The organism is Streptomyces sp. NPDC090119 (assembly GCF_044747085.1).
Taxonomy (GTDB): domain Bacteria; phylum Actinomycetota; class Actinomycetes; order Streptomycetales; family Streptomycetaceae; genus Streptomyces.
The window spans coordinates 160477-186603 of record NZ_JBIVDK010000007.1; the positions used below are offsets into that span (position 1 = coordinate 160477).

Below are 26127 nucleotides of genomic sequence, written 5' to 3' on the forward strand. Positions count from 1 at the left end.
GGGTGCCTGTGACCACCCGCGACCCCGGCTCACTGGTCCTTGATCTTCCAGGGCATCACGACGCCGAACTTCCAGAGGTAGATCCCGACGAGCACGCCGATGATCACCAACCCGATCGCGGTGAGGGTGATGTTGCGGCGGCGCACCCTCGGGTCCAGGGCTTTCTGTGCCGCCTCGGTCACCTTGCGCTTGGTCCAGCGCAGCACGAGCTGGGCCCAGACGAACTCGGTCGCCCAGATCGCCATGCCGCCGAAGATCACCACCCAGCCGGGTCCGGGCAGCGGGAGCATGATGATGCCCGCCACGACCACGGCCAGCCCGATCACGAAGACACCGACCTGCCAGCTCAGGTGCAGGGCCCTGCGTTGCTTGACGAACTCCGGCGCCCGCGAGCCCAGGCCGTCGTCGGCCGACCCCTCGTCCGTCTCCGCCTCGTTGGGCACCACGGCGACCTCACCCGGCTCGTCACTCCCCGTATTCATACGGTCAAACCCTACCGGAGCGAATGAGTCACTGGAATGGTGGCAGATCTCGTATCACTTCTCGGCCGTAAGAGGTACCTAAAGCCACGCAAAACCCTCGAAGGGGTTTACAACGGCACCGTAGGTGGCATGTCGATTTCGCCGACGTGCGAATCCCCGAGCGCACACTGAGCGAAAGGCCCTGGCGCTTATGAACACCACGGTCAGCTGCGAGCTGCACCTGCGCCTCGTTGTGTCGAGCGAGTCCTCCCTGCCTGTCCCCGCAGGCCTGCGGTACGACACGGCCGACCCCTACGCCGTGCACGCCACCTTCCACACCGGAGCCGAGGAGACCGTCGAGTGGGTGTTCGCCCGCGACCTCCTCGCCGAGGGGCTGCACCGCCCCACGGGCACCGGCGACGTCCGCGTCTGGCCATCGCGCAGCCATGGTCAGGGCGTCGTCTGCATCGCCCTCAGCTCTCCGGAGGGCGAAGCTCTGCTGGAGGCCCCCGCACGGGCCCTGGAGTCCTTCCTGAAGCGAACCGACGCCGCCGTGCCGCCCGGCACGGAACACCGGCACTTCGATCTCGACCAGGAGCTGTCGCACATCCTGGCGGAGAACTAGGCCACGACACCCCACCGAGCCGCCCGGCGCCGTCCACTCGGGGAGACGGCGCGGGCCGAGACAACCGCATAGGGCACCTGGCGGCGTCGCCTCCGTGAGCGCATCACGGAGGCGGCGCCGCCGCGCGTGCGTGCCCCTGAGGGGCCCTCGCGGGGGTCCGGGGAACCCGGGCGGCCGGGCGGGCGTTGCACGGACAGGGGTCGCCGCGAGGCGGCGGCCGGTGGGGCGGGCGCGGTTGTCGCTACCATCTGCCCCCATCGGCGGGCGCCCGCCCGACCCTCAGGCCAGGGAGCGAAACGTGCTGATCACCCACGACACCCGGTGCGCGCTCGACACCGTGGTGGATCTGGTGAACACCGCGCCGGAGGACGACACGGCGGCGGACGGGCTGCCGGACGTGGCGGCGCTGGCGGATTTCACGCACGGCCACTCCGTCAGCGACATCGGCACGCTGTCCGAGTCCGACCTCTCCGCCGTGCGCGAGGTCCGCGGCCGGTTCGCCGGGATCTTCGCCGCGCCGGACGCCCGTGCGGCGGCCGAGATGATCAATGAGCTGGTCGCGGCCGCGGGCACCACCCCGCGCCTGACCAACCACGACGGCTACGACTGGCATGTGCACTACTTCGCCCCCGGCGCCTCGCTGGCCGACCATCTCGCGGCGGACTGCGGGATGGCGCTGGCCTTCTTCGTGGTGGCCGGGGAGCAGGAGCGGCTGCGGCGCTGCGAGGCACCGGACTGCCGGCGCGCCTTCGTGGACCTCTCCCGCAATCGCTCACGCCGTTACTGCGACAGCCGGACCTGCGGGAACCGGCTGCATGTGGCCGCCTACCGGGCGCGCCGCAAGGAGGCGGCTGGCTGAGCCAGGGACTCACCGGGTGCGGGGCGGTTCGACGCCGGTCCCGGCGGGTGACGCCGGGACAGACGCGTACGGCTCACAGCAACAGCAGATCGTGCAGCGCAGCCATGAGGATCAGACACCCGATCACCGCAAGGAAGATCATCAGCGGTGGCTGGGAAAGGGCGAAGAGGCACCCGCGCGGCTCGTCCTTCTGCGGCGCGGCCTCGCTCTGTGTCGTGTCGACCATCTCGCGGTGATGATGGCCCAGGTCAGGCCCCGCTCGCGATCAACACTCACGGAAAGTGCGGGACTGCGCCGAATTCGTACCGTAGCTTTCGCGTCGCTCCGCGCGGTGAACGGTTTCGTACGTGACGTGACGGTATGTGGTGACCGGTCCGTCATGTGCAGATCATCGGTGCTGGCATATGCCAGTGGCTCATATTCCGTGCTTCTTGAGGATCGCCTCGATGTCGCTGAAGTCGTCCGAGGAGGACTTGGCGGGAGCGGAGGGCGCGGCGGCGGGCCCGGAACCACGGTCCGCGTTCCGGCCCAGGGCGGGCGCCGAGGCGGCGGGGCTCACCGGGGTGGCTCTGCCGTCTCCCGTGGCCGCCCGCTCGGCGCGGGTGCCCCGGCGGCGCTCCACGGCGCGGGTGAGGGCGAACAGCGCCCAGGACGCGCCGAGCACCCCGAAGCCGGCCCAGGCCAGCGGGCTGAAGGCGGTGCGGGCGAGCCAGCCGACGGCGCCCGTCATCACCAGGCCGACCGGGATCAGTGAGTAGGCCGCTATGCGCACGGCGGTCAGGAAGCGCTTGCGGTAGGCGGTGACCGCGGCGATGCCCAGGCCCGCCGCGGACACGGCGGAGCAGACGGTCTCGGCGAGCATCCGGTCCTCCTGGCGGGGTCGGTCGGTCCTCCGGTCCGGTGCTCCGGGCCGGGGCGGCGAGAGCACCGGCGGTGCGCTTCGTCCCTTCCATCCTGCACCGCCCGACCCCGGCGGGGCCATGGTCCGGCCCGGAGATCAGGGACTTCTCAGGGATGTCCCCGGCTCCGCTCCGGGTCCCCACCGGGGAGGCCGCCCGCCGCCGGGATTGGGCCCGGCCGCGCCCGCCTGGAAGACTGGGCCGCATGAGCGACACCTCCCCCGCACACCCCGAGCCCGTCGTGCTCGACATCTGGTGCGAACTCCAGTGCACCGACTGCCGCGGCGCCCTGGACGACGTACGCGCCCTGCGTGCCCGCTACGGCGACCGGCTGGAGATCCGGCTGCGGCACTTCCCGCTGGAGAAGCACAAGCACTCCTTCGCCGCCGCCCAGGCCGCTGAGGAGGCGATGGAGCAGGGGCAGGGCTGGCCGTACATCGAGGCGGTGCTGGCGCGGGCCGAGGAGCTGGACCGGCGGGGCGAGGCCGCGCTCGTCGACGTGGCCCGTGAACTCGGCCTGGACGCCGAGGAGTTCGACGTCGCCCTGATCGACGGGCGGCACATCCTGATCGTCGACGCCGACCAGGCCGAGGGCAAGGCGATCGGCGTCACCGGCACCCCGACCTATGTGATCGGCGGCGAGCGCCTGGACGGCGGCAAGAGCCAGGAAGGGCTGCGCGAGCGGATCGAGGGCATCGCCGACCGCCTGCTGGCCGACACGGGGGCCTGAGCCGCTACAGCAGCGGCTTGCTCAGCGTGCGGTACGTCGTCTCGTAGCCGAGCGACTCGTACAGCCGCTCGGCCGGGGTGTTGCCCACGAAGACATTGAGGCCGAGGGTGGGGCCGCCCTCGGAGATCGTGCGGGCCTCCGCGAGGAGCATGAGGGCGCGGCCGTGCCCCCGGCCGCGCCGGGCCTCGTCGGTCTGCACGTCGTAGATCCAGCGCTCGCCCTCGCGGTGGCCCAGCCAGACGTGGCCCACCGGGGTTCCCTCGTGCTCCAGGACGCCGAACCAGACGCCTTCGGTGGCGAGGCCGTCCGGGAGGACGGTGGCGTGGTCGCGCCGGGCCTTGGCGTGGGCGTCGGCCTCGGGGACGCCGCGCTCGATCCACTCCCCCGCGTACCGCACCCGTTCCGCCGCCTGCCAGGCCGTGAACTCCGCCTCGGTCATCGGGCGGCCGGTGTTGCCCGGGGGGAACGTCGGGGGCTCGTCGCCGAGTCGCTTGCGCATGCCGCGGTTGCGCGGGACGTAGCCGAGGGCGTCGGTGAGCCGGGACGCGGCCTCGTCACCGGCCGGGAGGGTCAGCTCGATCTGGCGGCAGCCCCAGCCGCGCGCCACCTCCTCGGCGGCGAGCATGGCCACCGTGCCCCGGCCGCGCCGCCGGTCGGGTTCGTCGATCCGCAGTTCGGTGACGCGGGCCACCGAGGGGCCGAGGAAGGGCGAGGTGTCCAGGTGGACCGCGCCGACCGGACGGCTGTTCACGCACACCTGGAAGCGGCGTGAACGGGTGCCGTCCGCGTGCTGCTGAAGCGGCTCGGTCGGCCGCAGTGTCGTCGTCATCACGGGAGTTGTACCCGTTCGACGGCGCCGGTTCAGCCCGATTGCCCGCGCGGTCTCACGGGTTGGCGTCGGCGGCCGACCGCTCCTCGAAGATCCGCATCGCCTTGGCGGTCACCGGGCCGGGCGCGCCCGGCAGTTCACGGCCGTCGACCCGGTGCACGGCCTGTACGTCGCGCAGCGAGGAGGTCAGGAAGATCTCGTCGGCGCGCTCCAGCACGTCCAGCGGCAGGTCGGTCTCCTTGGCGCCCGTCCACTGGACGGTCAGCGCGCGCGTGATGCCGGCCAGGCAGCCGGAGGGGACCGGCGGGGTGTGGATCTCGCCGTCGAGGACGACGAACACGTTGGAGCCGGTGCCCTCGCAGAGCTGTCCCACGGAGTTGGCGAACAGCGCCTCGGACGCGCCCTGTTCGCGCGCGCGGGCCAGCGCGACGACGTTCTCGGCGTACGAGGTGGTCTTCAGGCCGGTGAGGGCGCCGCGTTCGTTGCGGACCCAGGGGACGGTCACGACCGCCGTGGAGTCGGGGCGGCGGGTGGTCTCGCTCACGGCGACGACCAGGGTCGGGCCGTGGGCGCCGCGCTCGGAGCCGAGGGGGGCCTGACCGCCGGTGTAGGTGACCCGAAGGCGCCCGAGCGGCATGGGGTTGGCCGCCAGTACGGCCGCGCAGGCGCGGGCGACCTCGTCGTGGTCGGGGTCGGGCAGGCCGAGGCCGCGGGCGGAGCGCGTCAGCCGGTCGAGGTGCCGGGTGAGCGCGAACGGCTTTCCGTCGACCGCCTTCAGCGTCTCGAAGACGCCGTCGCCCACGGTCAGCCCGTGGTCGAAGACGGAGACGCTCGCGGTCGTGGCGTCCCGCAGGGCGCCGTCCAGCCAGATGCTCATGTGCGGGCCTTTCCGTTCTCCAGGTACTGCCCCGACGCTACCGCGAGCAGCCGGGACGCCTTCAGTTCGGTCTCGCGCCACTCCGCTTCCGCGTCGGAGCCCCAGGTGATCCCGGCGCCGGTGCCGAAGCGGAGGGCCCCGGCGGCCCGGTCGATCCAGAAGGTACGGATGCCGACGGCCAGCTCGGCGGTGCCCCGGTCGGCGTCCACCCAGCCGATGCCGCCGCAGTAGGGGCCGCGTGGCGCGGTCTCCAGGGCGGCGATAATCCCGAGGGCGCTGGCCTTGGGCGCGCCGGTGACCGAGCCGGGCGGGAAGGTGGCCGCGAGCAGCTCGGGCCAGCCGGTCCCGGCGCGCGGTTCGCCGCGCACGGTGGAGACGAGGTGGACGAGTCCGGGGTGCATCTCGGTGACGCAGAGGTCGGGGACGGTGACACTGCCGGTGGCGCAGACGCGGCCGAGGTCGTTGCGGACCAGATCCACGATCATCACGTTCTCGGCGTGGTCCTTCTCCAGCAGGTCGGCCTCGGTACGGCCGGTGCCCTTGATGGGGCCGGACTCCACGGTGCGCCCGGACCGGCGCAGGTACAGCTCCGGCGAGGCGGTGGCGATCTCCACCCCGTGCTCCGGCAGCCGCACGGTGCCCGCGTAGGGGGCCGGGTTGCCGCGGGCCAGCAGGGCGGTCAGGGCGTCGACGTCGGCGTCGGGGGCGACCGGTGCGCTCAGCACCCGGCAGAGGTTGGCCTGGTAGACCTCCCCGGCCGCGATGTGCTCCCGGACGCGGTGCACGCCACGTACATAGGCGGCACGGTCCAGGGAGGTCGTCCACTCCTCGGGGGCGGGGCCGCGCCAGGCGCCCGGCACCGGGGCGGGCACGGGCGCGTGCCGTACGTCGGCGAAGCGTGCGCAGGTCAGCTTCCCCTCGAAGTCCGCGACGACGGTCCAGAAGCCGGTGGAGTCGAGGGCGGCGGGGTCACTGGTGACGTCGAGGAGGCCGGTGGCGACGCGGTCGCCGAAGCGGGCCAGAGGAGCCGGGAAGGGGGCGGCGGGCGGGAGGTGGAGCACGTGGCCGAGTCTAGGCCGGGTGCTCGAAAGCCGAGCCGGACGGAGGCTCGTGATGAGCCCCGACCATGGTGTCCGCCGGGTGCACCGCAGCACGCTGCGCAAACGCGTTTTTGTGCTGGCTCAGGAATCCGCTAGAGTTCAACACGTCGCCGGGACGCGCAAGCGGACCGAAACGACAGGCGGACGTAGCTCAGTTGGTAGAGCGCAACCTTGCCAAGGTTGAGGTCGCGAGTTCGAGCCTCGTCGTCCGCTCGCAGGAAACAGGGGGCTTCCCGATCCCCTACACTCCTGGTGGAGTGGCCGAGAGGCGAGGCAACGGCCTGCAAAGCCGTCTACACGGGTTCAAATCCCGTCTCCACCTCCAAGGACGATTAGCTCAGCGGGAGAGCGCTTCCCTGACACGGAAGAGGTCACTGGTTCAATCCCAGTATCGTCCACTGGATCTTATCCAAGGTCCCATCCCGCGCGATTAGCTCAGCGGGAGAGCGCTTCCCTGACACGGAAGAGGTCACTGGTTCAATCCCAGTATCGCGCACGCAGTGCCCATGATCCGCTCCATGGAGTGACATCGAGTCAGCTCGGTCGATCGTGGTCCCGAGGACGATTAGCTCAGCGGGAGAGCGCTTCCCTGACACGGAAGAGGTCACTGGTTCAATCCCAGTATCGTCCACACATCGAAGAAGCCCCCGGCCGCCTTGCGCGACCGGGGGCTTCTTCGTGCACTTCTCAGCTGGAGAACAGCATGTGGCCGAAGCTCTTGTGGCGGTGGTGGCCGCCGTAGTGGCCGCCGCCGTGGTGACCGCCGTGCGGGGCGCCCCAGGCGGGCGCGGGCGGGGCGGCGGGGTAACCCTGCGGGGCGGGCGGCGGCGGGCCGGGCTGGGTCCACTGCGACTCCATGCGGGTCAGCGCCTCCAGCTCGCCGTAGTCGAGGAAGATGCCGCGGCAGCCGTTGCACTGCTCTATCTGGACGCCGTTGCGGTTGTAGGTGTGCATCGGCGCATGGCATTTCGGACACTGCATGGTTCGGCTCAACTCCTCGCCGTCGGGTACTGCTTGGTGTTTCCCCAGGACAGACCGTTTCTCAGGACAGACTCCGTCCTGCCCCGGTCGGTTGCAGCCTATTCCGGGAAATCGCGGGTCAACTGGGCGGGGGTGGCCGTCATTCGGGCACAGGCGTCCACGAGGGCCTGTTCCACCTCGTCCAGCGGCCGGTCCGCGGTGAGCGCCTTGGTGAGGGCGAGCGCGGCGCTCTGCACGGTGAGCGCGCGGGCGGGGACGTCCAGTACGGGCCAGGGGTCGCCGTGTGCCGGGACGGCGGGGCCGCCCGCCGCCTGGTAGGCGGTGAGGAAGCGGAGCCATTCGTCGGGCGGGAGGAGGCCGCAGGCGTACCAGGCTGCGGGGCGGGCGAGGTCCCAGGCGGGGGTGCCGAGGCCGAGGTCGTCGACGTCGATCAGGTGCCAGGGGCCGTCGGGGGCGGGGTGGCGGACGAGTTGGCCGAGGTGCAGGTCGCCGTGGCAGAGGAACGGGGCGCCGGGGGCGGGGACTTCGGCGCGGGCCCAGGACGGGAGGGCGGCCCAGGCTTCCAGGACGGGCGTGGCGGCGGGGGTGGGGTGGTCCCGGAGGGTGTCGCGCAGCCTCGATATCGCGCGGGCCGCTTTGGCCGGGCCGCGCATCGGGGGCAGGCCCGGGGGCGCCGGGACGCGGTGGAGGCGGGCGAGGAGGGTGGCCGTGGCCTCCCAGGGGGCGGCGTCGGGGTCGTCGCGGTCGACCGGGGTGCCGTAGGGCCAGTGGGTGATGAGGCGGCCGTCCAGGCGGTCCGGGGCGGGGGTGAGCGGGGGCAGCAGGACGCCGGGGAGGCGGGCGGCCACGGCCAGGCGGAGGGCCAGCTCGCGCGGGTCGGTGTCCGGGGCGTGGGCCTTCGCGACCGTCGCGCCGTGCCGGACGACGGTGGCGTCCGGGCGGTCGGCCAGCGGGCCGCAGACGCAGGCGCACGGACCGGCGCCAGGATGTACGGCCGTCCTGAGGCGGGCCGTCAGGGCCGGGGCTGCTTCTGGGGTCACGGGAGGTGAGCGTACTGGGGGTGCGGAAAACGCAAAGCCGGCGCAGCTCCCCAGCTGCGCCGGCATTGCGTGCCGTCCGTCGCACCCCCGTCCCCACGGGGTTTCCTGGATGGGAGGGAGATCCCGCCCGGACCGCTCTTCCGGGCCTGGTCCGCTTCTCAGCGACCCAGCAACGCACCCACGGACGACGCCTGTGTGGCCACCGTCTCCCAGCCGTCGAAGACGAGGAGGAGCAGGGCCGCCAGGGGAAGGGCCATGAGTGTCGCCACCAGGGGGTGGCGGCGGCCCGCGCGGCGTCGAGCGAACGCGTCGTGCCTCGGTGCCGTGGGGGCCATGGTTCCTTCTCCCGGCCGATTCGGTTGTCGACAGCGGCGGGCGTCCAGCCTCGGGGGGCGAGCGCCGCACCCGCCGCTTGACCTCAAATCTAGGTTCGCGGCGCCGGGCGGGCGTCATGCCCTCGTACCGAATGGCGGGCCTCCCGGAGGATGAGCCTCCTCTCCCGAACTACTCCCCTGGGTGGAGACGCGGGGAGGAGTCTCAGGGTCTTCCCGGAAGGGTCGCGGCCGCCCGCCCCCGTGTCTCCTCCCAGGGGTGGATTGGCGTGACTTCAGTCACTTTGGCCGTCCGTGGGCGGGAACGGGAGGCGGTGCGGCGCCGTGGGCCGTCGGAGCGGTGGCCGCCCGCTCCTCCCCCGCGTTCCGGGACGCTGTCCCCTGCCGCCAGTTGACTTAAAGTCAACGTAGGTACCAGGTCAGAGGGTTGGTGGCGTTCTTACATCAACCACACAGCAAGATCCGTGTCGCTGACCGCGTTTCACCTGCGGCATGGGGTAGGCGCAATCCATCGGCCCGAGAGGGCGCGGCCTCTGCGCGCGGGCGGCCGTGGAAACGTAAGCTGGGCACGTCACAGGGACCGGGCAGCGGGGATGAACATGGCGATGATGCGCCTGAGGCGCGAGGACCCGCGCGTCGTCGGCTCGTTCAGGCTTCACCGACGGCTCGGCGCGGGCGGGATGGGCGTGGTCTACCTCGGCTCCGACAAGAAGGGCCAGCGGGTCGCGCTGAAGGTGATCCGGCCCGATCTCGCGGAGGACCAGGAGTTCCGGTCACGGTTCGCACGCGAGGTGTCGGCGGCCCGGCGTATCCGGGGCGGCTGTACGGCACGGCTGGTGGCGGCGGACCTGGAGGCCGAGCGGCCCTGGTTCGCCACGCAGTACGTGCCCGGCCCGTCCCTGCACGACAAGGTCGCCGAGGAGGGCGCGCTGTACGCGGCGGACGCCGCGGCGATCGGCGCGGCCCTGTCCGAGGGGCTGGTGGCGGTGCACGAGGCCGGTGTGGTGCACCGGGACCTGAAGCCGTCCAACATCCTGCTGTCGCCCAAGGGCCCGCGGATCATCGACTTCGGCATCGCCTGGGCCACCGGCGCCTCCACGCTCACGCATGTCGGTACGGCGGTGGGCTCCCCCGGCTTCCTGGCGCCGGAGCAGGTGCGCGGCGCGACGGTCACCCCGGCCACGGACGTGTTCTCGCTGGGCGCGACCCTGGCGTACGCCTCGACCGGTGACTCGCCCTTCGGGCACGGCAGTTCCGAGGTCATGCTGTACCGGGTGGTGCACGAGGAGCCGCAGCTGCACGGGGTGCCGGACGCGCTGGCGCCGCTGGTGCGGGCCTGCCTGGCGAAGGACCCCGCGGACCGGCCGAGCACGCTCCAACTGTCGCTGCGGCTCAAGGAGATCGCGGCCCGCGAGGCACAGGGCCTGGGTGTACGGCCGCCGGGACCGCGTACGCCGATGGCGGAGCGGCCCTCGGGGCGGCTCGCGGACACCTCGCCCGACCAGCAGCGCACCACACAGCGCAGGGCCGCCCCCGGCACCCCGCCGCCGCGCGGCGCCGCGCCCTCCCGTGGTGGGGCACCTTCGCGTGGCGGTGTCGCGTCCCGTCCCGGTACCCGGCCCGGCCCGGCGCAGCGTGGCACCGGCAACCGCCCGGCCCCGCGCAGTGGTGCGGGCCGCCCCGCTCCGCGCACCACGGGGACCAAGCTCCGTCCGGCCAACCCCCGGCTGCTGCGGCAGCGGCTGACCGTGTTCGTGGTGGTGACGCTGCTGGTCGCCCTGGGCATCGCGGTGGCCCAGGGCTGTACGGGTCCGGCGCGCGGTCTGGGCGGGGACGGCGGCGAGCACCGTACCGGGGTGCGGCAGGTCGCTGGGCCGGGGGTCGGTCAGGGGCGGGTCACGTAGAAGGCGACCGCCGAGGCCGCCGCCACGTTCAGGGAGTCGACGCCCGCCTCCATCGGGATGCGCACATGGACGTCGGCCGCCGCGAGGGCCGCCGGTGACAGCCCCTCGCCCTCGGTGCCCAGCATCAGGGCGAGCTTCTCCGGGCGGCGGGCGGCGAGTTCGTCCAGGGTGATGGAGTCGGCCGAGAGGCACAGCGCGGCCAGCTCGAAGCCGTGCGCGCGGAGCGTGTCCGCGTCGTGCGGCCAGGAGTCCAGGCGGGCGTACGGCACCGCGAAGACCGTGCCCATGGACACCTTCACCGAGCGCCGGTAGAGCGGGTCGGCGCAGCGCGGGGTGAGGAGGACGGCGTCCACGCCGAGGGCGGCGGCGTTGCGGAAGGCGGCGCCCAGGTTGGCGTGGTCGACCATGTCCTCGAAGAGGGCGACCCGGCGCGGGGTGCCCTCGGGTCCGGCGGACTCCAGCAGTTCGGCGGGCGTGGGCAGCGGATTGCGGGCCATGGAGGCGAGGGCGCCCCGGTGGACGTGGTAGCCGGTGACCTGCTCGGCCAGCTCGGGGGTCACCACGTAGACCGGGCAGGTCAGTTCCTCGATCAGGTCGGCCATCGTGTCGACCCACTTGGGCGTGAGCATCATCGAGCGCATGCCGTGACCGGCGTTGCCCGCGCGGCGGATGACCTTCTCGCCCTCGGCGATGAACAGTCCCTCGGCGGGCTCGCGTCGGCGGCGCAGGGCCACGTCGGTGAGGTTCGTGTAGTCGTGCAGGCGCGGGTCGGCGGGGTCGTCGACGGTGATGAGCTGGGCCACGGGGTGCTGCTGCCTTGTTCTTCTGTAGGGGGGCTTCTGTAGGGGTGCTGCGTAGGGGTGCTGCGGGAGGGAGCGGGTCAGGGCCGGTCGGCGGGCGCGGCGGCGTCCACCACGGCGCCGATGACGATGACCGCGGGGGGCTTCACGGCCTCGGCGCGTACCGTCTCCGCCACGGTGGCCAGCGTCGCGTCCACCCGGCGCTGGGCGGCCGTGGTGCCCTCCTGGACGAGGGCCACGGGGGTCATGGGGTCCTTGCCGTGGGCGATCAGGGTCTCGGCGATCTGGCCGATCTTGTCGACGCCCATGAGGACGACGAGGGTGCCGGTGAGGCGGGCCATCGCGGGCCAGTCGACCAGGGAGCGCGCGTCGTCGGGAGCGACATGGCCGCTGACCACGGTGAATTCATGGGCGACACCGCGATGGGTGACGGGTATCCCGGCCGCGGCCGGTACCGATATCGAGCTGGAGATGCCGGGGACGACGGTGCAGGGGATGCCCGCCTCGCCGAGCGCCTGCATCTCCTCCATGCCCCGGCCGAAGACGAACGGGTCGCCGCCCTTGAGCCGGACCACAGACTTGCCTTGCTTGGCATGCTCGATCAGGGCGTTGTTGATGGCCTCCTGGGCCATGTACCGCCCGTAGGGGATCTTCGCCGCGTCGATGACCTCGACGTGCGGCGGGAGTTCGGCGAGCAGGTCGCGCGGGCCGAGCCGGTCGGCGATGACGACGTCGGCCTCGGCGAGCAGCCTGCGCCCGCGGACGGTGATCAGGTCGGGGTCGCCGGGGCCGCCGCCGACCAGGGCGACACCCGGTGTGCGGGTGCGGTGGTGGGGGGCGACCAGGGTGCCGTCGCTGAGGCCCGCCACGACCGCGTCGCGGATGGCGGCGGTGTGCCGGGGGTCGCGGCCGCGCGTGCTGGTCGTGAGGACGGCGACGGTCACGCCCTCGCTGGTGCCGGTGGCGGGCGTCCACGCGGTGGCCTGGTCGGCGTCGTCGGAGCGGACGCACCACACGCGCTCGCGTTCGGCCTCGGCGGAGGCGGTGGCGTTGGCGACGGGGTCGCTGGTGGCGATCAGGGCGTACCAGGCGCCGTTCAGATCACCCTCGGCGTACGGCCGCCGCTCCCAGGTGATCTCGCCCGCGTCGGCCATCGCCTCCACGGAGGGCGTGGCCTCGGGCGAGACCAGCAGGACGTCCGCGCCCGCCGCGATCAGCGCCGGGAGGCGGCGCTGGGCGACCTGGCCGCCGCCGAGGACGACCACGCGACGGCCGGCCAGGCGGAGACCTACGGGGTAGGCGGGGTGTTCGGCCATGAGGTGCGGCTCCTCGTCCTGCTCTGCGGTAGGCGCGCTACGGCGGCGGAGCGGCCCTGACGTGCGGATTTTACGGCGCCGGGGCGGGCGGCGGCACGGGCGGTCCGGTGGGTGAACACCGGACCGCCCCTCTCGCGCGAGGGCCGGACCACCTAGGGGTGGTCCGGCCCTCTGTGACGGCCTACTTCTCGGTGACGCCCGCCGAGTCGAACGTCGCCACCTCGTGCATCGCGCGGGCCGTGCTCTGCACCAGCGGCAGTGCCAGCAGCGCGCCGGTGCCCTCGCCCAGGCGCAGGTCGAGGTCGACCAGCGGGCGCAGGCCCAGCTTGTTGAGCGCGGCCACATGGCCGGGCTCGGCGCTGCGGTGACCGGCGATGCAGGCCGCCAGCACCTCGGGGGCGATGGCCCGGGCGACGAGCGCGGCGGCACCGGCGCTCACCCCGTCCAGGATCACCGGTGTGCGCAGCGAGGCGCCACCCAGCAGCAGGCCGACCATGGCCGCGTGCTCGAAGCCGCCGAGGGCCGCGAGGACCCCGATCGGGTCGGCCGGGTCCGGCTGGTGGAGTTCCAGCGCACGGCGGACGACGTCGGTCTTGCGGGCCAGGGTCTCGTCGTTGATGCCGGTGCCCCGGCCGGTGACCTCGGCCGGGTCGGCGCCGGTGAAGACGGAGATCAGCGCGGCGGAGGCGGTGGTGTTGCCGATGCCCATCTCGCCGGTGAGCAGCGCCTTGTTCCCGGCGGCGACCAGGTCGCGGGCGGTCTCGATGCCGACCTCGATGGCGGCTCTGGCCTCCTCACGGGTCATCGCGGGCCCGGTGGTCATGTCGGAGGTGCCGCCGCGGATCTTGCGGGGCAGCAGACCGGGGGTGGCGGGCAGGTCGGCGACGACGCCGACGTCCACGACGCACACCTCGGCGCCGACCTGGTTGGCGAAGGCGTTGCAGACCGCGCCGCCGCCCAGGAAGTTGGCGACCATCTGGCCGGTGACCTCCTGCGGCCACGGGGTGACGCCCTGGGCGTGCACTCCGTGGTCACCGGCGAACACGGCCACGGCCGCGGGCTCCGGGATGGGCGGCGGGCACTGGCGGGACAGGCCCGAGAGCTGCGCGGAGATGATCTCCAGCATGCCCAGCGCGCCGGCCGGCTTGGTCATACGCTTCTGGCGCTCCCACGCCTCGCCGAGCGCCTTGGCGTCGAGCGGGCGGATCTGCGCGACGGTCTCGGCAAGCAGGTCGTGGGGTTCCTCTCCGGGCAGGGCGCGGCGGCCGTACGTCTCCTCGTGCACCACCCAGGACAGCGGGCGGCGCTTGGACCAGCCCGCCTGCATCAGCTCGGGTTCGTCCGGGAACTCGTCGACGTACCCGACGCACAGGTAGGCGACGACCTCCAGGTGCTCGGGCAGGCCGAGCGCGCGGACCATCTCCCGCTCGTCGAAGAAGCTGACCCAGCCGACCCCGAGGCCCTCGGCGCGCGCGGCGAGCCAGAGGTTCTCCACCGCGAGCGCGGAGGAGTAGGGGGCCATCTGCGGCTGGGTGTGGCGGCCGAGGGTGTGGCGGCCGCCACGGGTGGGATCGGCGGTGACGACGATGTTCACCGGGGTGTCGAGGATGGCCTCGATCTTCATTTCCTTGAACTGCTTCGCCCGGCCCTTGGGCAGCGACTTGGCGTACGCCTCACGCTGGCTCATGGCCAGGTCGTGCATCGCGCGCCGGGTGTCGGCGGAGCGGATGACGACGAAGTCCCAGGGCTGCGAGTGGCCGACCGAGGGGGCGGTGTGGGCCGCCTCCAGGACGCGGAGCAGCACGTCGTGCGGGATCGGGTCGCCGCGGAAGCCGTTACGGATGTCGCGGCGTTCGCGGATCACCTTCAGCACGGCCTCGCGCTCGGCGTCGTTGTACGCGGGCGCGGCCGGTCCGAGGGGCGGCGCGGGCTCCGCCTCGGCGGGCTCGGGCTCCTCGGGCTGGTCGGCGTCGGTCGTGACCAGGTCCTCGGCGTGCTGGACGAAGTCCGGCTCGGGCTCCTCGGCCGCGCGGGGCGTGGGCACGGCGGCCACGGGGCCCTGCGGGGCGAACGCGTCCAGGTCGGGCAGGATCAGCGGCTGCGGCGGGGTGGGGGCCAGGTGCGGGGTGGTCGGCACCTGGCCGTCGACGGCCACGAACTGCCCGAGCGGCTGCGCCGGGTGCGGTGCGGCCAGCAGGCCGGAGGGCAGCGGCTCCGCGAAGGCGGGGGCCTCCTCGGGGGCCTGGAGCTGGGGGCCCGCGGGCGCTTCGTGGGCGGGTGCCTCTTCGGGGGCCGGGGACGCGGGCTGCTCGGTGGCCTCGAAGACCAAGGGCTGCGGGGCGGCCACCGGGATGTCCTCGGGGTCGGCGGGGAGCTCGGGCTCGGGGAGCGGGAAGTCCTCGGCCGGGAGCGGGGCTTCCGCCACGGGAGCCTCGGCGACGGCCTCGGCCTCCGGTACGGCTTCCGCCGCGACCTCCTCGACCGGGGCGGCCGGGGTGACGGGGACCGCGACGGGTTCGACGGCCTGCGGGGCCTCCTCGACGGGGGCCACTTCCTCGGCCACGCCCTGGGGAGCCTGCGGAGCCTCCTCCTCGGCCTCCGGGGCGGCGGCTTCCGGCGCGACGGCCACGGGAGCGACAGCCTCCGGGACCACGACGGGCTCGGGCGTCACCTCGGCGGCCTCGGCCGAGACCTCCGCCTCGACGGCCTCCACGAGGGCCTCCTCGATGGCGGCCTCTGCCTCGTACCCCGGAGCGGCCTCGGGGACGGCCTCCACGGCCTGCTCGGGCACCTCCGCCTCCGGTACCTCGGCCACGAAGGGGGTCTCCGGCGCCTCCTCCACGGCGGCCTCCGCCTGCGCGGTCAGCCGGTCGACGGCGGCCTGCGCGGCCTCCCCCTGCTCGACGGGCGCGCCCTGCGCGTCGGGCAGAACCTCTTCGGGCAGACCCGCGTCGGGCAGAGCCGCGTCAGCGGGGGCCGTCTCAGGAAGAACCGTCTCCGGAAGAGCCGTCTCCGGCACGGCCACGTCCGGGACAACCGTTTCGGCCGCCGGTGCGACGGCCTCCGCCGGGGCGGTGCCCCAGGGCGCCGCGGTCTGCGGGGCCGGGTCGGGCAGCGCCTGCACGTCGAGGTACTCGGGCCCGGCCATGGGCCGCGGCGGCGCTCCGGCGGGGCCACGGTCGGCGAGGGAGCGGACCGGGCTCGCGGAGGCGTCCGGGAGGGGCGGGCCGAGGTGCAGCGGACGGCGCGGCGGCTGTACGGCCGTCGGCGCCTCGTGCGCGGCCGACGGCAGCGAGCCGGGGCCCTGCTCGGGCAGCCGTACGCCGCCGAGGTCGACGGAGCCGGTGTCCCGGCCCGCCGTCTCATGGGCGTCCGGCTGGTGGACGGCCTCGAAGATCGGTTCCGGGGCGGGCGGCGGCATCTCGTTGCCCCACGCGCCCTGAGCGCCCGGCAGCAGCAGGTCCTCGTCCTCGGCGGGCGCCTCGGCGAGGTAGGTGTACGCGCCGTGCCCGAGGGCGCCCGGCTGCTCCACCATGCCTGCGCTCTCCGGCTGTCCCTCGGCCGGGACCTGGCCGGTGTCGGTCATGCGTACCCCTCGCCCATCGGTTTAGTGCTCCTACGACCAGCTCACGTGGAACGGCGCACCGACCGCCCCGTAGTGAGAACGAGCGTCCGTGCGCATCGGCACGAACGACCCGCCAGAAATGGCGACAAAGCCATTCGGTGGCATTCTCGCGGCCGTTGTGCCGTCGTGACAGCGAGATCACGTGACAGCCCGTTGTGGACTGCGCCACGTTGCGCGTCCTCCGGTTTTGCCGTACCTCACCCACCGCCCCAAACCGGGCGAGCTTTCCGGACATTGACGAACGAACTTCCGGATCGCGGGTGCGGTACAACGATCGGCCAGCCTACCGCGCGCGGTACGACAACCGGATCACGGGGCGAATCGGGCGCGATGGTACGGCGCTGGTTCAGCGCGGGGTCTCGCGCGGCGGCAGCTCGCCGCTGAGCAGGAAGACGACGCTCCGCTCGTTCTCCGTCCAGGACTTGGTGTCGAGTCCGACGGCCTGGAGCAGGGCGCACTCGACCCGGTAGCCGTGCTCAGTGAGGTCCCTGCCGATGAGTTCGGCGGCGTCGCGGGTGGCCGCGTGGGCGACGATGCGCTGCGGGCGCCGGTCGGCCACGGCCGCGACGACGGCCGCTCCCCCGCCGCCGACGCGTACGACGTCCGGCTCGGGCAGGTTCTCCAGGATGTGCGGTGCCTCGCCCCGCACGATCTGGAGGTGGACCCCGAACTCGCGGGCGACGGCGTCGGTGCGGGCGCAGGACTCGGGGTCGAGGTCGACGGCGAGTACGGCGGCACCGGCGCGGGCGGCCTCCACGGCGAAGGCGCCGGAGCCGCAGCCGATGTCCCAGACCAGGTCGCCGGTGCGCGGGCCGAGCCGGGCGAGCTGGGCGGCGCGGAGCAGTTCGTTCTCGCCCTCGCCGAGGACGCCGCCGTACACCTCGTCGGGCTGGGTCCAGCCGCGCGGGCCGGCGCTCGGGTCGCGGCCGGCGATCCAGCCGCCGCCCTCGACGGCGGCCGCGGGGGCCCCGATGACGATGACCACGTTGGGGTCGCGCCAGGTGTGGTCGGGGGCCTTGTCGGAGGTGAGGACGCTGACGCGCTCGTTCTCGGTGCCGAGTTCCTCGCAGACGACGAAGGTGCGGTGCACCTCGTCGAGGAGCAGGCCGAGCTCGGCGGGTCCGGCACCGGGTGAGGTGAGGACGGCGACCTTGGTGTGGGCGCGGCATACGTTCACGGCGCGGCGCAGCGTGCGGGGGTGTGCGACGACCACATGTGCGTCGTCCCAGGGCATGCCCGCGCGGGCGAAGGCGGCGGCCACGGAGGAGACGCCGGGGATGACCTCGACCTCCAGGCCGAACTCGGGGTCGCGCAGGGAGCGGACGACGCCGAAGAAGCCGGGGTCGCCGTCGGCGAGCACGACGGCGGTGCCGCGGTGGGCGGCGACCCGGCGGGCGGCCAGGGTGACGCTGCCGAGGCGGACGCGTTCGGCGGTCTCCGGGATCTCGGGGAGCGCGAGGTGGTGGGGGGCGCCCGCGACGAGCGTGGCGGCGCCGAGGGCGCCGCGTGCCGCGTCGGTAAGCGGCGAGCCGTCCCAGCCGATCACCGTGACCCGGTCGGCCATCGTCGTCGTCTCCAGGTCTTCGCGTGTCGTTCAGAGGGGGCCCGGATACGGGCTTCGTGAGGTTACCTGGTGGCGCGGCGGGACGGGGCGGCGGGGCGGGGTCAGTTCCACTGGGCGTAGGAGCCGAAGCCCCGGCTGTCGGCGAGCTGTTCGTCGCTGCCCTCGAGGTCCTCGGGCAGCAGGCTCCAGATGATGAAGTCGGTGCGCATGTCGGTCCAGCTGCCGTCCTCGGTGCGCACGTGGACTATGCAGGCGTTGCGGAGCACGCCCTCGCTGATGCAGCCGATCTTCTGGGCGACCTGCTGGGAGGCGGTGTTGTCGGCGGCGGTGCGCAGTTCGATGCGCTCGAAGCGCTGGTCGCCGAAGAGCCACTTGGCGGTGGCGAGCGCGGCCTCGGAGGCGTAGCCCTCGCCGCGTGCCCAGGGGGCGATGATGTACGACAGCTCGGTGGACCGGATGCGCCAGTTGGTCTTGCCGAGCTGGACGACGCCGACCAGGCGCTGGGTGAGGAACTCGGTGACGGCGAGGTCGATGCCGCGTCCGGCGGCGCGTTCGGCGGGCGCGTACCGGGTGATCCAGCGCCGGGCGCCGTCCTCGGTGAAGGGCTGGGGGACGTCGGTCCAGGCGGCGACCTGTTCGTCGTTCATCATCTCGGCCAGGGCGGGCAGGTCGTCCTCGTCGAGGGGACGCAGGCCCAACCGCTCCGTGGAGATGGAGACGTTGGGGAAGGTGCTAGTCATGCGCCGCTCCGTAACCTTCGATGATTCGTGAGGGTCCGTCAGGGCCCGCTGAACTGCCCAGCATGCAGCATGACAGCACCCATGTGCACGTACGGGCCCGCCCCCTGCCGCCTGTCGCGGGAGGCGGGGGCGGGCCCGTGCGTGAAGGTCAGTCGCCGCTGACGGGCAGGACCGACCCCTTGTACTTGTCCTCGATGAACTTCTTCACCTCGGGCGAGGTCAGCAGCTTCGCCAGCTTCTTCACCCGCGGGTCGTCCTCGCTGCCCTTCTTCACCGCGAGCAGGTTGGCGTAGGGGTTGTTCTTCGCGGACTCCAGGTAGATGGCCTCCTTGGTGGGGCTGAGGCCGGCGTCCTGGGCGAAGTTGTTGTTGATGACGGCGGCGTCCATGTCGTCCAGGGAGCGGGGCAGCTGGGCGGCCTCCATCTCGCGGAACTTCAGGTGCCCGGGGTTCTTGGTGACATCGGCCGGGGAGGCGTCGGCGCCCGCGCCGGGCTTCAGCTCGATGACACCGGCGGCGGCGAGCAGCTTCAGCGCGCGGGCCTCGTTGGTGAGGTCGTTGGGCACGCCGACGGTGGCGCCGTCACGGAGCTTGCGGACGTCCTTGACCTTGTGGGAGTAGACCCCCATGGGCGGCAGGTACGCCTTCACCACCGAGACCAGGTCGGTGCCCTTGGACTTGTTGAAGTCGTCGAGGAACGGCTGGTTCTGGTAGAGGTTCGCGTCGAGCGTGCCCTCCTGGAGCGCGGTGTTCGGCAGGACGTAGTCCGTGAACTCCTTGATCTCCAGCTTGAGTCCGGCCTTGGCGGCGAGATGCTCGTCGATGTGGTGGAGCACCTCACCGGCGGGGACGGGGGTGACACCCACGACGAGCGGGCCGTCGGTGTCACCTCCCTTGCCGGTGGCCGAGCCTGAGCCGCAGCCGGTCAGGCCGAGCGAGAGGGCCGCGGCGGTGGCCGCCGCGAGCCATACGGTCTTGCGCATGTGTCGATCCCCTTGAGAGCGGTCGGGGTCTGGCTGCCGGGCGCGGTCAGAACGAGGGGATGACGGAACCCTGGTACTTGTCCTCGATGAACTTCTTCACCTCGGGCGAGGTCAGCAGCTTCGCGAGCTTCTTGACCCGCGGGTCGTTCTCGTCGCCCTTCTTCACCGCGAGGAAGTTGCCGTAGGGGCTGTTCTCCGCGGACTCCAGGGCGATGGCCTCCTTGGCGGGCTTGAGGCCGGAGGATATGGCGTAGTTGCCGTTCACGACCGCCGCGTCCACGTCGTCCAGGGAGCGCGGGGTCTGGGCCGCCTCGACCTCCTTGAACTTCAGGTTCTTGGGGTTCTTGGTGATGTCGGCGGGGGTGGCCTCGGAGCCGACGCCGTCCTTGAGCGTGATCAGCTTGTTGGCGGCGAGCAGCTTGAGCGCGCGGGCCTCGTTGACGGCGTCGTTGGGGACGGCGACGGTCGCACCGCTCTTGAGGTCGTCGGCCTTCTTGACCTTGTGGGAGTAGAGGCCGAGCGGTTCCAGGTGGACCGTGACGACGGGCACGATGTGGGTGCCGCGCTTCTTGTTGAAGTCGTCGAGGTACGGCTGGTTCTGGAAGTAGTTGGCGCCGACCGAGCCGTCCTCGGTGGCCGTGTTCGGCGTGATGTAGTCCGTGAACTCCTTGACCTGCAGGTCGAGTCCGGCCTTCTTGGCCAGGTTCTTCTGGACGAAGTCGAGGATCTCGGCGTGCGGGGTCGGGCTCGCGGCGACGATCAGCGGGCCGTTGGCGTCGGCGGAGCCGGAGTCCTTTCCGGAGCCGCAGGCGGAGAGCCCGAAGGTGAGGGCTCCGGCGGCGAGGACGGCAGTGGTGAGCTTGGCGGTGTTACGCACGAAAAGTGCCTTTCCTGAAGGTGGTGCGACCCCGGGCTTGGGTGGCCGGGGAGTCCTGAAGGGGGGACGGGCGCGCTCAGGCGACCTTGGTGATGTCGGCGGCGGCCGGCTCCTTGGCCTTGAGCAGGCGCAGCTTCGGCACCGGGCCGGAGCCGCCGCGGCCGTGCAGGGAGCGGGCGGCGAAGTCACCGGCGAACTGGATGAGGGAGATGACCACGGCGAGGATGCCGACGGTGATCCACATCAGTCCGGTCTCGAAGCGCTGGTAGCCGTAGCGGACGGCGAGGTCGCCGAGTCCGCCGCCGCCGACCGTGCCCGCCATGGCCGAGTAGCCGATGAGCGCGATGATCGTGGTGGTGGTGCTGGCGATCAGCGAGGGCAGCGCCTCGGGGACGAGGACCTTGCGGACGATGGTCCAGCTGCTGCCGCCCATGGACTGCACGGCCTCGACGAGTCCGCCGTCCACCTCGCGGACGGCCGTCTCGACCAGCCGGGCGAAGAACGGGATGCCGCCGATGGCGAGCGGCACGATCGCGGCGGTGGTGCCGATGGTGGTGCCGGTCACCGAGCGGGTGAAGCCCATCAGCGCGACCATCAGGATGATGAACGGCATGGAGCGGCCGACGTTCACGATCTGGCCGATCACCTTGTTGGCGACGACGTTCTGCAGCAGTCCGCCGCGTTCGGTGAGGACGAGGAGGATGCCCAGCGGCAGGCCGAGGGCGATGGCGATCAGGGTGGACCAGAGCACCATCGAGAACGTCTCGGAACACGCCTGGGACAGCAGCGGCTGTATCTCGGACCAGGTCACTTCGCACCCTCCTTCACCAGTACGGACTCACCCTCGGCGCCGACCACGTCGACCTGCAGGCCCTGCTCGCGCAGGAAGCCGACCGGCACCACGTTGTCCTCGTAGCGGCCGGGCAGTTCGATACGCATCCGGCCGATCTGGAGACCGGCGACGGTGTCGATGGCCGCGCCGAGGATCGAGATCTCGATGTTGTAGGTGCGCGCCAGCTGGGAGACGACCGGCTGGGTGGCCGCCTCGCCGTGGAAGGTGATGTCGAGGACGGTGCGGTCGTCGCCGGTGGCCTCGCCGCCGACCGGGAACAGGGCGGAGGCCAGCTGCGAGCCGGGGGTCGCCAGCAGTTCGCTGACGGTGCCGGATTCCACGATGCGTCCCTTCTCCATGAGCGCGGCGGAGTCGCAGATCGACTTCACCACGTCCATCTCGTGCGTGATCAGCAGGACGGTCAGGCCGAGCTGCTGGTTCAGGTCGCGCAGCAGCTGGAGGATGGAGCGGGTGGTCTCCGGGTCGAGGGCGCTGGTGGCCTCGTCGGAGAGCAGCACCTTCGGGTCGCCGGCCAGGGCGCGGGCGATGCCGACGCGCTGCTTCTGGCCGCCGGAGAGCTGGGCCGGGTAGGACTTCGCCTTGTCGGCGAGACCGACGAGGTCGAGGAGTTCCAGCGCCTTGCGGGAGCGCTCCTTGCCGGACTTGCCGAGGATCTCCAGCGGCAGCTCGATGTTGTCCTGCACGCTCCGGGAGGACAGCAGGTTGAAGTGCTGGAAGACCATGCCGATGTGGCTGCGGGCCTGGCGCAGTTCCTTGCCCGCGCGCGGTCCGCGCCCGGCGAGGGCGGTGAGGTCCTGTCCGGCGACGGTCACGGTGCCCGCGGTGGGGCGCTCCAGCAGGTTGACGCAGCGGATCAGGGAGGACTTTCCGGCGCCGGACTGGCCGATGACGCCGTAGACCTCTCCTTCGCGGACGTGGAGGTCGACGCCGTCGAGGGCGGTGACCTCACGGCCGCGTGAGCGGTAGACCTTGGTCAGGCCCGAGGTGGTGATCACAGGGGGGTTTCCGTCACTGTCGAGTGCCCGGCGCGGGTGTGCCAGGCACAGGTGCATGGGGTTGCATTTCAGGGACGCGGCACGGTTCTCGCGGTGGCGAGTGAACCGGGGAGAACGGCGTGTGCGCGAATGGCACGGGTCCGGTACGGCGGTGTTCCGGAGCCCGGACGGGCCATGGCTCTCGCTTCGGGGCGCGAGGCTTGTCGGTGGTGCGGGGGCCCTCTAGAAGGCGCGCATTCGGCACGTCATGCGACACATACAACGAGCACCGGGCGTGTAGGTCGCCTCGGTCGCAAGGGTGCGGCTGCTCGTCGTGGTCATGCGGTCAGTAAACCAGACCGGCCACGCGCCCCGAAGAGACCTGTCCACATGCTGGACAGACGTGGATGGTGCCGGTGAGACACTAGGGACGGCCCGATCGCCGGTCGCCCCCACCATCAAGGGGCAGGAGCCCCTCTCGGCCGCACCGGGTCCGGCGCCCCGGCACGGCCCGCTGTGGCCAACGCCACGACGGCCGTCCGGGCGCCGGGGGCGGCGACGGGCGTCCGATTCGGCCGTAATAAGGTCTCCGCATGCTCAATGCCCTGACGCTGGCGACCGGGATCGCCGCGCTGCTGCTGGCCGCCTGGTGCGGCTGGGCCGCACACCGGGACCAGCCGACCAAGGACTGGCACTTCATCGGCATGGCCGTGGTGTCCGTGCTGGCCGTGATCCAGCTGGTCGTCGGGATCGTGCTGCTGGCGCGGGGCGAGAAGCCGGACCAGGGCACGACGATCTTCGTGGCCTATCTGCTGGGCGCGCTGGCCTGCGTGCCCGCGGCGGGCTTCATGTCGCTGGCCGAGCGCACCCGCTGGGGTTCGGTGACGGTCGCGGCGGGCGGCGTGGTGCTGGCCGTCCTCGAAGTACGGCTCTTTGACATCTGGGGAGGCTGACATGACGGCGCTGGAGGAGAAGCCGGCCCGGCTGATCAGCGGGCCGGGCATGCTGCTGGTCTGGTTCTACGGCGTGATGGTGGTCGGCGCCGTGTCGCGCTCGGTCTACCAGATCGCCACGGAGTTCGACCGGGCACCGCTCGCGTACTCGCTGTCGGCGCTCGCGGGCGTGGTGTACGGCTTCATCACGTACACGCTGGTCCGGGGCGGCGAGACGGCCCGCCGGGCGGCGGTGGTGTGCTGCGCGGCCGAGCTGGCGGGCGTGCTGATCGTGGGCACCTGGACGCTGGTCGAGCCGTCCGCGTTCCCGGACGCCACCGTGTGGTCGGACTACGGGATGGGGTACGTCTTCATCCCGGTGCTGCTGCCGGTGACCGCGCTGTACTGGCTGCGCGCGGCGCGGCGGCGGCAGGCGGCCTGAGACCGCCCGCCCCCGGACGCGTCAGGCCGTGGCCGCGTAGGCCGTGGCCGGTTTCTCCAGCACGATCATCTCGACGCCGTCGGCGCCCCGCGAGCGGCCCACCGCCCGGTAGCCCAGTTTGCGGCACAGCCGCAGGCCGCTCTCGCTGCGGTGGCCGGTGCGCAGCCGGTACGTGGTGGCGCCGCGCTGCTCGGTGAGGGCCTTCTCCGCCGCGCCGAGGAGACGGGCGCCGATGCCATGGCCCTGGAGGCGGGGGTGGACGCAGAGCGTGCCGATGGCCGCCGCGCCGTCCTCGGTGAGCCTGCCGCGCACCGAGCCGACCACTTCGTCACCGAGCCGGGCGACGAAGACGCAGTCGGCGGCGACCTCCTCGCGGACCTGGTCCAGGCTCTGCACGAGCGGGTCGATGCGGTAGTTCCCGTAGCGCGCGGCCTCGCTCTGGAAGCAGAGGTACTGGAGCTTGAGGATCTGCTCCGCGTCCGGCTCGGTCGCCGCCGAGATGGTCACGCTCATGCCCATGTGCGCATGCCTCCCGCTCACCTGATCACTGTTGTCCCCCACCTCTATCCCCGTGCTCCGGTGCCGGCAACCTCCGCCGCGAGCATTCGTCGCAGACATCCCAGACATCTGGAACGTTCCGGTCCGAGACTGCCCTGTGAGATGCCCAACTCCCCGGCGATCTCGCGGTAGGTGAGGTCGCGGGGGGAGAGCAGGGCCGCCATGATCCGGGGGCAGCGGCCGGGCAGTCCGCGCACCGCCTCGCGCACCACCCGGTGCCGGGCCGCGCGGAGGGCGAGCTGTTCCGGACCGTGCCGGGTGTCGTCGGCGGGTTCGCCGTCGTAGGGGCCTTCGACGTCGTGGGTACGGCGGCTGAGCCTGCCCTCGTCGCGGACGGCGTCGCGCAGCCAGCCGGACGGGTCCGGCGGCGGGCCCTGGCTCTCCAGCCGTTCCAGCAGCCGGAGCCAGACGGCCTGTTCCAGGTCGCCGGGCTCGCTCCCGGAGGCATGTGCCTCGGCGGACGCCTCCGCGGTCAGGAGCGGGCGCAGATCGGTCAGCAGGTCATGGGTCATGTGCGTCGAGACGCGCCGTCCCGGCCGACGGGTTTCCGGGACGGCGCGCTGTCACCCGGATCAGCGGGAACGGGGCGCCGGTGTTGACGCCCCGGCCGGTGTCAGTGGCCCAGGAAGTCGGCGCGGGCCAGCACGCCGGTGTCGGCGTTGTCGGTGAAGACGCCGTCGATGCCGGTGGCGAAGTAGGTCCGGTAGGCCCCGAACACGTCGCCGTAGCCGTCCGGGTCGGCGCCCTTGCGGTACTCGGCCGGGAGGAAGGGGTTCTCGTTGCGCATGGTGTACGGGTGCAGGATCAGCCCGACCTTGTGCGCGTCGGCGACCAGCCGGGTGGGCTCGCCCAGGGTGCCGTCGGACTTCTTCGGGATGACCAGGTCCAGGGTGGGGCCGATGCCCTGGGCGTAGCCCGCGATCTCGCGCAGCCCCTGGGGCGTGACGAGGTCGGCCACCGTACGGGGGTCGCCGGTGGCGACGAAGTCGTACGGGCGGGTGCCCGCGGCGTCCAGCAGGACGACCAGCGGGTTGTCGACGATCCGGTTGAGCCGCTGGATGCTGGTCGGCTCGAAGGACTGCAGGATGACGGGCGCGTTCCGGCTGTCCTTGCCGTGCTTGCGCAGCGCCTTGGCCACCCGTCCCTCCAGCTCCAGGCCGAGGCGGCGGAAGTAGGTGGGGTGCTTCAGCTCGGGGTAGATCCACACCTGGCGGCCGCGCTCACGGGTGCGGGCGTCCTGCCACTTCAGCACCTCCTCGAAGGTGGGGATCTCCCAGCGGCCGTTGTAGAGGGTGTTGTGCGGGCGGTTGGCCGGGATGCGCTCGACGGCGCGCAGCGTCTTCAGCTCGGCGAGCGTGAAGTCCTCGGTGAACCAGCCGGTGACGGAGACCCCGTCGAGGACCTTGGTGGTCTTCCGGCCGGCGAACTCGGGGTGCGAGGCGACGTCCGTGGTGCCGCCGATCTCGGGTTCGTGGCGGCAGACGAGATGCCCGTCCTTGGTGGGCACCAGGTCACCCGCCTCCACGATGTCGGCGCCGAGTTCGAGCGCGAGGTCGTAGGAGCCGAAGGTGTGCTCGGGGCGGTATCCGCTGGCACCCCGGTGGCCGATGATCGTCGGCACCGGCAGGCTCTTCAGTCCGCGTCCGCCGGACCGGGCCGTCCGGGTGCCGGCCGCGTGGGCGGCCGAGGGCAGTCCGAGGACCGCCCCGCCCGCGCCGAGCACCGCCGCACCGAGGACCGCGCGCCGTCCGGTCGCGCGCGAGGGCTGGTTGGTCCGGTCGCTTTCCATACGCGTCTCCCGCTGTCGTTACGCAGGTCTTCTTCGCT

Annotated in this window: 27 protein-coding genes and 5 tRNA genes; 11 read left to right on the forward strand and 21 right to left on the reverse strand. The window is 72.5% G+C overall.

Annotation, left to right across the window (positions count from 1 at the left end; genetic code table 11):
- Positions 1-29: 29 nt before the first annotated feature.
- The gene (locus ACIPPM_RS27865; protein ID WP_401452715.1) at positions 30-482 is read right to left on the reverse strand and encodes a TIGR02611 family protein; all 453 of its coding nucleotides are present in this window, start codon (positions 480-482) and stop codon (positions 30-32) included.
- Positions 483-672: 190 nt separating this feature from the next.
- On the opposite strand from ACIPPM_RS27865, the gene ACIPPM_RS27870 reads away from it, so the two are divergent.
- Both ACIPPM_RS27870 and ACIPPM_RS27875 read left to right on the forward strand, forming a co-directional pair.
- Positions 673-1086 (forward strand): SsgA family sporulation/cell division regulator, encoded by a 414-nt coding sequence (locus ACIPPM_RS27870; RefSeq protein WP_010351314.1) that lies wholly within the window; start codon positions 673-675, stop codon positions 1084-1086.
- Positions 1087-1384: 298 nt separating this feature from the next.
- Positions 1385-1945: a CGNR zinc finger domain-containing protein gene (locus ACIPPM_RS27875; RefSeq protein ID WP_401452717.1), complete on the forward strand. Its 561-nt coding sequence runs from the start codon at positions 1385-1387 to the stop codon at positions 1943-1945.
- Positions 1946-2018: 73 nt separating this feature from the next.
- Here the strand turns inward: ACIPPM_RS27875 and ACIPPM_RS27880 are convergent, their stop codons facing one another.
- Entirely contained in the window at positions 2019-2171 is a 153-nt protein-coding gene (locus tag ACIPPM_RS27880) for a hypothetical protein (protein WP_165425682.1), read from the reverse strand.
- Between the two features lie 189 nt (positions 2172-2360).
- The gene (locus ACIPPM_RS27885; RefSeq protein ID WP_401452719.1) at positions 2361-2807 is read right to left on the reverse strand and encodes a hypothetical protein; all 447 of its coding nucleotides are present in this window, start codon (positions 2805-2807) and stop codon (positions 2361-2363) included.
- Between the two features lie 242 nt (positions 2808-3049).
- Here ACIPPM_RS27885 and ACIPPM_RS27890 point away from each other — a divergent pair, with 242 nt between their 5' ends.
- A complete protein-coding gene (locus ACIPPM_RS27890; protein WP_401452721.1) occupies positions 3050-3574 on the forward strand; it encodes a DsbA family protein in 525 nt (174 codons plus the stop codon).
- Between the two features lie 4 nt (positions 3575-3578).
- Here the strand turns inward: ACIPPM_RS27890 and ACIPPM_RS27895 are convergent, their stop codons facing one another.
- From ACIPPM_RS27895 to ACIPPM_RS27905, 3 genes are read right to left on the reverse strand one after another with little or no spacing between them, the layout of a single operon-like run.
- Positions 3579-4403 carry a GNAT family N-acetyltransferase gene (locus ACIPPM_RS27895; RefSeq protein ID WP_401452723.1) on the reverse strand — a complete coding sequence of 275 codons (825 nt, stop codon included), beginning with the start codon at positions 4401-4403 and terminating at the stop codon, positions 3579-3581.
- Between the two features lie 55 nt (positions 4404-4458).
- Entirely contained in the window at positions 4459-5280 is an 822-nt protein-coding gene (locus tag ACIPPM_RS27900) for an aminotransferase class IV (RefSeq protein ID WP_401452725.1), read from the reverse strand.
- Positions 5277-6341, reverse strand: coding sequence for a chorismate-binding protein (locus ACIPPM_RS27905; protein WP_401452727.1), 1065 nt, complete (start codon positions 6339-6341; stop codon positions 5277-5279). Before ACIPPM_RS27905 ends, ACIPPM_RS27900 begins: the two co-directional genes overlap by 4 nt.
- Positions 6342-6520: 179 nt before the next feature.
- On the opposite strand from ACIPPM_RS27905, the gene ACIPPM_RS27910 reads away from it, so the two are divergent.
- The 5 genes from ACIPPM_RS27910 to ACIPPM_RS27930 all read left to right on the forward strand — a co-directional run bounded on the left by ACIPPM_RS27910 (position 6521) and on the right by ACIPPM_RS27930 (position 7011).
- A tRNA-Gly gene (locus ACIPPM_RS27910) sits at positions 6521-6593 on the forward strand.
- Between the two features lie 38 nt (positions 6594-6631).
- Positions 6632-6705 (forward strand) — tRNA-Cys (locus tag ACIPPM_RS27915).
- Between the two features lies 1 nt (position 6706).
- Positions 6707-6778 (forward strand) — tRNA-Val (locus ACIPPM_RS27920).
- Positions 6779-6804: 26 nt separating this feature from the next.
- Positions 6805-6876: transfer RNA gene (locus ACIPPM_RS27925), tRNA-Val, on the forward strand.
- A gap of 63 nt (positions 6877-6939) precedes the next feature.
- Positions 6940-7011: transfer RNA gene (locus ACIPPM_RS27930), tRNA-Val, on the forward strand.
- Positions 7012-7067: 56 nt separating this feature from the next.
- Here ACIPPM_RS27930 and ACIPPM_RS27935 read toward each other — a convergent pair.
- The 3 genes from ACIPPM_RS27935 to ACIPPM_RS27945 form a co-directional block, all read right to left on the reverse strand.
- Entirely contained in the window at positions 7068-7361 is a 294-nt protein-coding gene (locus ACIPPM_RS27935; protein ID WP_401452729.1) for a zf-TFIIB domain-containing protein, read from the reverse strand.
- 98 nt (positions 7362-7459) lie between these two features.
- Positions 7460-8401 (reverse strand): phosphotransferase family protein, encoded by a 942-nt coding sequence (locus tag ACIPPM_RS27940; protein ID WP_401452731.1) that lies wholly within the window; start codon positions 8399-8401, stop codon positions 7460-7462.
- A gap of 158 nt (positions 8402-8559) precedes the next feature.
- Positions 8560-8736: a hypothetical protein gene (locus ACIPPM_RS27945; protein ID WP_389004676.1), complete on the reverse strand. Its 177-nt coding sequence runs from the start codon at positions 8734-8736 to the stop codon at positions 8560-8562.
- A gap of 590 nt (positions 8737-9326) precedes the next feature.
- Between ACIPPM_RS27945 and ACIPPM_RS27950 the strand changes: the two genes are divergently transcribed.
- The gene (locus ACIPPM_RS27950) at positions 9327-10637 is read left to right on the forward strand and encodes a protein kinase (RefSeq protein ID WP_401452733.1); all 1311 of its coding nucleotides are present in this window, start codon (positions 9327-9329) and stop codon (positions 10635-10637) included.
- Here ACIPPM_RS27950 and ACIPPM_RS27955 read toward each other — a convergent pair.
- The 9 genes from ACIPPM_RS27955 to ACIPPM_RS27995 all read right to left on the reverse strand — a co-directional run bounded on the left by ACIPPM_RS27955 (position 10619) and on the right by ACIPPM_RS27995 (position 22389).
- Positions 10619-11440 (reverse strand): TrmH family RNA methyltransferase, encoded by an 822-nt coding sequence (locus tag ACIPPM_RS27955; RefSeq protein WP_401452735.1) that lies wholly within the window; start codon positions 11438-11440, stop codon positions 10619-10621. The genes ACIPPM_RS27950 and ACIPPM_RS27955 overlap by 19 nt on opposite strands.
- Positions 11441-11517: 77 nt before the next feature.
- A complete protein-coding gene (cobA, locus tag ACIPPM_RS27960; protein WP_401452737.1) occupies positions 11518-12753 on the reverse strand; it encodes a uroporphyrinogen-III C-methyltransferase in 1236 nt (411 codons plus the stop codon).
- Positions 12754-12934: 181 nt separating this feature from the next.
- Positions 12935-16339 carry a nicotinate-nucleotide--dimethylbenzimidazole phosphoribosyltransferase gene (cobT, locus tag ACIPPM_RS27965; protein WP_401452739.1) on the reverse strand — a complete coding sequence of 1135 codons (3405 nt, stop codon included), beginning with the start codon at positions 16337-16339 and terminating at the stop codon, positions 12935-12937.
- Positions 16340-16724: 385 nt separating this feature from the next.
- The gene (cbiE, locus tag ACIPPM_RS27970) at positions 16725-17942 is read right to left on the reverse strand and encodes a precorrin-6y C5,15-methyltransferase (decarboxylating) subunit CbiE (protein ID WP_401452741.1); all 1218 of its coding nucleotides are present in this window, start codon (positions 17940-17942) and stop codon (positions 16725-16727) included.
- 101 nt (positions 17943-18043) lie between these two features.
- Positions 18044-18682 (reverse strand): GNAT family N-acetyltransferase, encoded by a 639-nt coding sequence (locus ACIPPM_RS27975; RefSeq protein WP_401452743.1) that lies wholly within the window; start codon positions 18680-18682, stop codon positions 18044-18046.
- Between the two features lie 148 nt (positions 18683-18830).
- Positions 18831-19664 (reverse strand): MetQ/NlpA family ABC transporter substrate-binding protein, encoded by an 834-nt coding sequence (locus ACIPPM_RS27980; protein ID WP_401452745.1) that lies wholly within the window; start codon positions 19662-19664, stop codon positions 18831-18833.
- A gap of 46 nt (positions 19665-19710) precedes the next feature.
- Positions 19711-20541 carry a MetQ/NlpA family ABC transporter substrate-binding protein gene (locus ACIPPM_RS27985; RefSeq protein ID WP_401452747.1) on the reverse strand — a complete coding sequence of 277 codons (831 nt, stop codon included), beginning with the start codon at positions 20539-20541 and terminating at the stop codon, positions 19711-19713.
- Positions 20542-20617: 76 nt separating this feature from the next.
- Complete coding sequence (locus ACIPPM_RS27990; RefSeq protein WP_389004685.1) at positions 20618-21352, reverse strand: methionine ABC transporter permease; 735 nt, start codon at positions 21350-21352, stop codon at positions 20618-20620.
- Complete coding sequence (locus tag ACIPPM_RS27995; RefSeq protein WP_401452750.1) at positions 21349-22389, reverse strand: methionine ABC transporter ATP-binding protein; 1041 nt, start codon at positions 22387-22389, stop codon at positions 21349-21351. The genes ACIPPM_RS27990 and ACIPPM_RS27995 overlap by 4 nt, the downstream gene beginning before the upstream one ends.
- 572 nt (positions 22390-22961) lie before the next feature.
- Here ACIPPM_RS27995 and ACIPPM_RS28000 point away from each other — a divergent pair.
- Positions 22962-23321, forward strand: a complete 360-nt coding sequence (locus ACIPPM_RS28000; RefSeq protein WP_389004687.1) for a hypothetical protein — start codon at positions 22962-22964, stop codon at positions 23319-23321.
- A 1-nt stretch (position 23322) separates the two neighbouring features.
- Positions 23323-23742 (forward strand): hypothetical protein, encoded by a 420-nt coding sequence (locus ACIPPM_RS28005; protein ID WP_389004688.1) that lies wholly within the window; start codon positions 23323-23325, stop codon positions 23740-23742.
- Between the two features lie 21 nt (positions 23743-23763).
- On the opposite strand, the gene ACIPPM_RS28010 is transcribed toward ACIPPM_RS28005, so the two are convergent.
- The 3 genes from ACIPPM_RS28010 to ACIPPM_RS28020 form a co-directional block, all read right to left on the reverse strand.
- Positions 23764-24261 (reverse strand): GNAT family N-acetyltransferase, encoded by a 498-nt coding sequence (locus ACIPPM_RS28010; protein WP_401453103.1) that lies wholly within the window; start codon positions 24259-24261, stop codon positions 23764-23766.
- Positions 24262-24305: 44 nt separating this feature from the next.
- Positions 24306-24812 (reverse strand): sigma-70 family RNA polymerase sigma factor, encoded by a 507-nt coding sequence (locus ACIPPM_RS28015; RefSeq protein ID WP_401452752.1) that lies wholly within the window; start codon positions 24810-24812, stop codon positions 24306-24308.
- Between the two features lie 101 nt (positions 24813-24913).
- A complete protein-coding gene (locus ACIPPM_RS28020; RefSeq protein WP_401452754.1) occupies positions 24914-26089 on the reverse strand; it encodes a glycerophosphodiester phosphodiesterase in 1176 nt (391 codons plus the stop codon).
- Between the last annotated feature and the right edge of the window lie 38 nt (positions 26090-26127).

Bases quoted from the DNA above. Each gene is read 5' to 3' on its own strand.
- ACIPPM_RS27865 (WP_401452715.1), bottom strand. From the start codon at position 482: ATGAATACGGGGAGTGACGAGCCGGGTGAGGTCGCCGTGGTGCCCAAC.
- ACIPPM_RS27870 (WP_010351314.1), top strand. From the start codon at position 673: ATGAACACCACGGTCAGCTGCGAGCTGCACCTGCGCCTCGTTGTGTCG.
- ACIPPM_RS27880 (WP_165425682.1), bottom strand. From the start codon at position 2,171: ATGGTCGACACGACACAGAGCGAGGCCGCGCCGCAGAAGGACGAGCCG.
- ACIPPM_RS27885 (WP_401452719.1), bottom strand. From the start codon at position 2,807: ATGCTCGCCGAGACCGTCTGCTCCGCCGTGTCCGCGGCGGGCCTGGGC.
- ACIPPM_RS27890 (WP_401452721.1), top strand. From the start codon at position 3,050: ATGAGCGACACCTCCCCCGCACACCCCGAGCCCGTCGTGCTCGACATC.
- ACIPPM_RS27895 (WP_401452723.1), bottom strand. From the start codon at position 4,403: ATGACGACGACACTGCGGCCGACCGAGCCGCTTCAGCAGCACGCGGAC.
- ACIPPM_RS27900 (WP_401452725.1), bottom strand. From the start codon at position 5,280: ATGAGCATCTGGCTGGACGGCGCCCTGCGGGACGCCACGACCGCGAGC.
- ACIPPM_RS27935 (WP_401452729.1), bottom strand. From the start codon at position 7,361: ATGCAGTGTCCGAAATGCCATGCGCCGATGCACACCTACAACCGCAAC.
- ACIPPM_RS27945 (WP_389004676.1), bottom strand. From the start codon at position 8,736: ATGGCCCCCACGGCACCGAGGCACGACGCGTTCGCTCGACGCCGCGCG.
- ACIPPM_RS27950 (WP_401452733.1), top strand. From the start codon at position 9,327: ATGAACATGGCGATGATGCGCCTGAGGCGCGAGGACCCGCGCGTCGTC.
- cobA (WP_401452737.1), bottom strand. From the start codon at position 12,753: ATGGCCGAACACCCCGCCTACCCCGTAGGTCTCCGCCTGGCCGGCCGT.
- cobT (WP_401452739.1), bottom strand. From the start codon at position 16,339: ATGACCGACACCGGCCAGGTCCCGGCCGAGGGACAGCCGGAGAGCGCA.
- cbiE (WP_401452741.1), bottom strand. From the start codon at position 17,942: ATGGCCGACCGGGTCACGGTGATCGGCTGGGACGGCTCGCCGCTTACC.
- ACIPPM_RS27975 (WP_401452743.1), bottom strand. From the start codon at position 18,682: ATGACTAGCACCTTCCCCAACGTCTCCATCTCCACGGAGCGGTTGGGC.
- ACIPPM_RS27980 (WP_401452745.1), bottom strand. From the start codon at position 19,664: ATGCGCAAGACCGTATGGCTCGCGGCGGCCACCGCCGCGGCCCTCTCG.
- ACIPPM_RS28000 (WP_389004687.1), top strand. From the start codon at position 22,962: ATGCTCAATGCCCTGACGCTGGCGACCGGGATCGCCGCGCTGCTGCTG.
- ACIPPM_RS28005 (WP_389004688.1), top strand. From the start codon at position 23,323: ATGACGGCGCTGGAGGAGAAGCCGGCCCGGCTGATCAGCGGGCCGGGC.
- ACIPPM_RS28010 (WP_401453103.1), bottom strand. From the start codon at position 24,261: ATGGGCATGAGCGTGACCATCTCGGCGGCGACCGAGCCGGACGCGGAG.
- ACIPPM_RS28015 (WP_401452752.1), bottom strand. From the start codon at position 24,812: ATGACCCATGACCTGCTGACCGATCTGCGCCCGCTCCTGACCGCGGAG.
- ACIPPM_RS28020 (WP_401452754.1), bottom strand. From the start codon at position 26,089: ATGGAAAGCGACCGGACCAACCAGCCCTCGCGCGCGACCGGACGGCGC.